This window comes from Lactobacillus helveticus DSM 20075 = CGMCC 1.1877 (assembly GCF_000160855.1).
In the GTDB taxonomy this organism is placed as follows: domain Bacteria; phylum Bacillota; class Bacilli; order Lactobacillales; family Lactobacillaceae; genus Lactobacillus; species Lactobacillus helveticus.
The window spans coordinates 9,215-13,973 of the sequence record NZ_GG700761.1; the positions used below are offsets into that span (position 1 = coordinate 9,215).

The 4,759-nt window shown below is 33.0% G+C and carries 4 protein-coding genes and 1 pseudogene; 4 read left to right on the top strand and 1 reads right to left on the bottom strand.

Annotated elements, in window-relative coordinates; genetic code table 11:
• Positions 1-422 precede the first annotated feature (422 nt).
• Positions 423-641: pseudogene (locus HMPREF0518_RS09905) on the bottom strand (DnaB-like helicase C-terminal domain-containing protein); the annotation flags it as partial.
• A 382-nt stretch (positions 642-1,023) separates the two neighbouring features.
• Between HMPREF0518_RS09905 and HMPREF0518_RS08780 the strand changes: the two are divergent.
• From HMPREF0518_RS08780 to HMPREF0518_RS08795, 4 genes are all read left to right on the top strand, one after another.
• Positions 1,024-2,079 carry a replication initiator protein A gene (locus HMPREF0518_RS08780; RefSeq protein ID WP_003627875.1) on the top strand — a complete coding sequence of 352 codons (1,056 nt, stop codon included), beginning with the start codon at positions 1,024-1,026 and terminating at the stop codon, positions 2,077-2,079.
• Positions 2,080-2,121: 42 nt separating this feature from the next.
• Positions 2,122-2,685, top strand: a complete 564-nt coding sequence (locus HMPREF0518_RS08785) for a hypothetical protein (protein ID WP_023192950.1) — start codon at positions 2,122-2,124, stop codon at positions 2,683-2,685.
• Between the two features lie 38 nt (positions 2,686-2,723).
• Positions 2,724-3,578, top strand: coding sequence for a helix-turn-helix domain-containing protein (locus HMPREF0518_RS08790; protein WP_003627877.1), 855 nt, complete (start codon positions 2,724-2,726; stop codon positions 3,576-3,578).
• Between the two features lie 96 nt (positions 3,579-3,674).
• Positions 3,675-4,178 carry a hypothetical protein gene (locus HMPREF0518_RS08795; RefSeq protein ID WP_023192949.1) on the top strand — a complete coding sequence of 168 codons (504 nt, stop codon included), beginning with the start codon at positions 3,675-3,677 and terminating at the stop codon, positions 4,176-4,178.
• The last annotated feature ends 581 nt before the right edge of the window (positions 4,179-4,759 follow it).

A 4,759-nucleotide genomic window follows, 5' to 3' on the forward strand; every position in this document is an offset into this window, starting at 1 on the left:
AAACATTGGGAGTAGTGTTTGAAACTGTAGTAATAAGAAAGGCGGTTGCACAGTAATGTGGTGGCAATTACCTATTTAGGTTGGGCTTAGTTTCATAATTGCTAGGAGTGATCTTATGAATGAAAAAACAGTACTAGCAATATTAAAAAATAGAAAAAGAAATAGTTTTTTTCTAACATTAGAAGGAATCTACGCAATTATCTTATTATTTTCCGTTTTGTTTTGCTTTCCACTATTTATTTTGGAATTAAAAATTCAATTTATTTTAATTTCAACTTTTTATCTAATTAACTGGATAATAATAAAATTTCACAAACACTCTTAGATTAAACTTTCAAAAAGATTTGCAGTAATTTTTTATTGCAAGTCTTTTTATTTTCATATCAAAAAAGGCGTTCATTTTACTGAACACCCCTAAATATTTAATTACCATTCGGATCATCATGCGCATAATCCAGATTTGAGAATCGGTTAAACGGCTTAGAGAACATCAATTTAACAGTGCCCCGACTACCTGAACGGTTCTTTTCGATAATGACTTCCACTTCGCCATTATAGTCTTCGGCACCTACTTCATCTTGACTTCCACTATTTTCACCGTCTTCTGGCTCATCACGATAATAGTCATCACGATATAAGAATTATAAAAATAGTCCCCTGGGAAGTTCTCCCTAAAGGAGAAAAGATTTGGAATGTTTTTAAAAATGGAAAAAGCTATTCTAATGTTTCTGAAAGTGAAAAACAAAAATCGGCAAGATGTCCAAATACACTTGCCGATATGGTATTATTATTTTTGTAAACGAAAACAAAAAAAGCTCGTGCAGATTGGAACCCTGATTACGAACTTTTGATGTCTTATTCAATTTCTATAGTCATTATATCAAACTCAGTATAATTATCAATAATTTGATATATGTAATTGCATACATTAATAATATGTTACTAACATTGACGAATATAATATTACTATAGATTTTAAGGCCTTCAGAAGTTCGCATATACGAGCTTCTGGAGGTATTTTTTATGCAAAGATATAGTTCCACCCAGATCAACTCAGAGTTGTTCTGGAAGTTCCCTAAGTTCTTATCAGAGAACAAAAAATATGCTGATCTATCAAACGATGACCGTGTGGCCTACATGCTTATTAAGGATAGATACCGCTACTCATTGTCCAATAACTGGATTGACGAGAAAGGCGACGTTTACGTCTACTTCACGATTGAAGAGCTAAGAGAGCTGCTTCACGTTGGTAAAAACAAGGTCACTAGAGTTAAACAGCATCTAATGGATTATGACCTTTTGGAAATTGAAAAACAAGGCTTCGATCCAAAAAAGAAGAAGAACTTCCCTGACAGGATCTATCTTTTACAACCGGATTATGATCCAACTGATCTAATCTCAATTTCACAAGCTTCACAAGTGTCAGCCTTAGAGCAGAGCGGATTCCCCAAAATGGGGAGTCGAGGCTCAAACCAGGGAAGTCTTGATATTAAAGGGAAGTCTGATAGTGAAATCTGCAACAAGGGTACTTCAGCCCTAGAGCAGAGCGACTTCCCCAAAATGGGGACAAATAAAGATAAGAATAATTCAGATACTATTAAAGATACTAATACTGATACTCAAAAGTGGAATTTCTCCCCTGATTCTTATCCTAAAGAAATAGTGGTCAAGCAAAACAAAGATCTTCTTAAACATTTAAGCAGCACTCTGACGGACGATAAGGGCCTTCCTATGTTCCTTAATAAGGAATCGATAGATTTGATTACCCTCTGGTTTAAAACCCCTGAGGCGGCTCACGATTGCATTAGCGTCATTTTAAATGCTGCTAACGACAGTAGAAAAGAAGCAATGGAACAAATTGGTAGACATGAATTATATTTTGAAGATTGTAATAATGAATTGAAACGAGAGATAACTAGAAAACTTAGAAGATACTTTAACAAAATGCGAACTGCCAAACCTGGTGAAATTAAGAATCCAAGAAGTTATCTCTACACGACTATGAGAAACACTTTCGATAAATGGCAAAATGATATACTAGTTGCGGAAAAGGAAGACTCTGATAATAACAAAAAGTAACAATAAATTTTAACGTTATCTAGCGTTAGAAAGGTGTTAAAAGTGAGCGAAGAACTATTAACTAAGTCTAAGATTGCTGATGCACTGGGCACAAATCCAATGCGTGTGACTCGGTTTATTGAACGCAATAAAATTAACGCTGTTAAAAAAGAAGGCAAAAGAGAGCTTTTTAAATTAACAGATTTTAACGCGTTAAAAAAAGAATTAAATGAGCCGGAAGCCAAGAAAGAAGCACAAAGTCACGCATTCAGCAAAGATGATTATATTTTAACGTTAAAAAAACAGTTAGAAGATCAACAGAAACAGTTTGATGAAGTGTTGAAGTCTAAAGATGAAACCATCGATTCATTAAAAGAAACAATAGCTACATCCAAACATGCATATGAAGATATGAAGGATCAGCTCACGGTTAAAGATAATCAGATTACGGCGTTAACAAAATTAACTAACAACGCACAAACGTTAAATTTGGTTGATAAGGATCCTAAGAGACTGCAATCAGCCCAGGGTAATGCTGAGACAAGCAATGAGAAGTCAAGTTCGGATGAAAAAGCAGATAGTCGTCCAACAGAAAGACCAAAGAAAAAACATTGGTGGCAGTTTTAATAATATAGTAACGATGTAATTATACGAAAAGGCAAAGAATGACAATAGGAAGCTTATTGAAGAAATATCGTCTTGAGCAGGGGAAAACGCAGGCTAAATTTGTAGGAAAAATAATAAGCCGTTCGCATTATGCGAAGGTAGAAAATGACCAACATCAAATAAATGTAAGAGACCTTATAACCTTACTTAATTACAATGGGATAGATTTATCTGACTTTTTTATGCAAATAAATGAAACCTATGAATCATACAAAGAACAAATATTACATCAAAGAAAGTTAATGGAACAGGCTTACTATAAAGTGGATATTGATCAGATGCGGAAAATAAAGCAGATTATCAATACAAGTAAATTATCAGAAAATGATAAAAAAATGCAGAATCTTTTAGTAGATGGATTTATGGAATTACTAAATGTAGATGGTAAATCAAACCACGCCTTACGAAAAGAACTAAAAGAGAAAATATTTGATATCCCAGAATTTAATAAAACGAAGTTTATGTTGTATTGCAATTCTATGCGTTTTTACTCTTTTCAGGACAATAAAATAATTACTAGAAAATTAGTAAAAAAATATGGATCAACTGAGAATATAATTATTCAAAAAGACCTTCTGTCAATAATCATTAATTTATTAGTCTTTTCCATAGAAAAAGATAATTTCGAAGATGTAGAGTTTTATTTCTCTTATGTTAACAGTATTTCTACTACTCCTGATATTTATTTTTATAAGAGTGTGGTTAAATTTTTGAAATTACTGATCAAATATAAACAGAGTGGTAAAAAGTCACTCTTAGAAACATGTGATGTGATAATAGAAAATCTCTCAATATCTGGTATGGAAAATTATTCTTTAGAATTGAGTAAATTTAAAAATAAGTATCAGGATTAATGGTAATAATGTGCAATTTTGCACATTATTAATTTTCTTAATTTAACTCTAAGTATAATGAGACAAAAATTAGAAATAGGAGAAGGTGGAGTCTCTATGAACAAAAAGATTGTAGGAGTTTTGGCTACTGTAATTATTATTGGAAGTGCTCTCGCAGGTTGGTTAGTTTATCGCAACCAGCAAACTGTTCCTAATGGTTTGATTAATCAAGGATATCAAACTGTTGATGCTCGGCAAAGCGATAATACAATGGTTAATCACTTGGGTATATCAGTGGCTTTATTTTTGAGTAAAAATTCGGCTACTATTAATGGTTTTCAGCCTGTTGGTAAAAAAAGTTATTTAGGTAATTCCAAGCTAATAAACTCTAATACACCAACTGCTAAAAGTATCTATAAGGCTTTAACAGGTCATAGTACTTTTAACACTAAGGACTATCTGAAGCTAGTTAATGTTGATTTGGGACGTGTTTACGTTATTCAACATGAAAGTAGTTGGACATTAAAAAGTAAGAAATTAACATTAACATTCCATAAGACTACTGATGGTAATTGGGCAACACCTGATGGAACACTTTGGTTTCCTGTTAAAACCAAATAGTTAATAAAACGCTAAGAAGATTAAATTCTTAGCGTTTATAATGATCAAAATAAAAAAGCTACTGACTATACAACTGCCAGTAGCTTAGTTCTGCTACTTATTGAGTTTACTTAGTTCATGAAGAACCAAATGCAATTCATGTAGAAGAACACAAATGAGAAAAAGAGTAATGTCGTTCACATGACTTGCCTTCCTTTCTACCCAGCTAAGAGGGAGAATTAAGCGTGGATAGTCATGCGATTTCTATTTTATCATGCGTATGCTATAATGTAGATGAGAAAAGAGTAATGCTAACATGATTTTGGTCATGCAAAGCGTGGGCGGTCGTATGACCGTCTTTTTTATTTGCATGTAAACTATAGCCAATTTATGTTTTTATACCAAACAAGATCAATGAGTGTTGAGCCGGTGCGTTTAAATGAGTTTTACTTGCCAATTTATGACTGACTTAACTTTGTGAAATTTGAAGAAGTACCGAAAGAAGAATCCTACAACCATGGGGTTCTTCTTTGCTATACGGGCAGAAATTCACAAACTTACTATTTATAAGCCTTGTAAGCCTTGCTATTATTGATCTGCGC

Bases quoted from the DNA above. Each gene is read 5' to 3' on its own strand.
- HMPREF0518_RS08780 (WP_003627875.1), top strand. From the start codon at position 1,024: ATGCAAAGATATAGTTCCACCCAGATCAACTCAGAGTTGTTCTGGAAG.
- HMPREF0518_RS08790 (WP_003627877.1), top strand. From the start codon at position 2,724: ATGACAATAGGAAGCTTATTGAAGAAATATCGTCTTGAGCAGGGGAAA.
- HMPREF0518_RS08795 (WP_023192949.1), top strand. From the start codon at position 3,675: ATGAACAAAAAGATTGTAGGAGTTTTGGCTACTGTAATTATTATTGGA.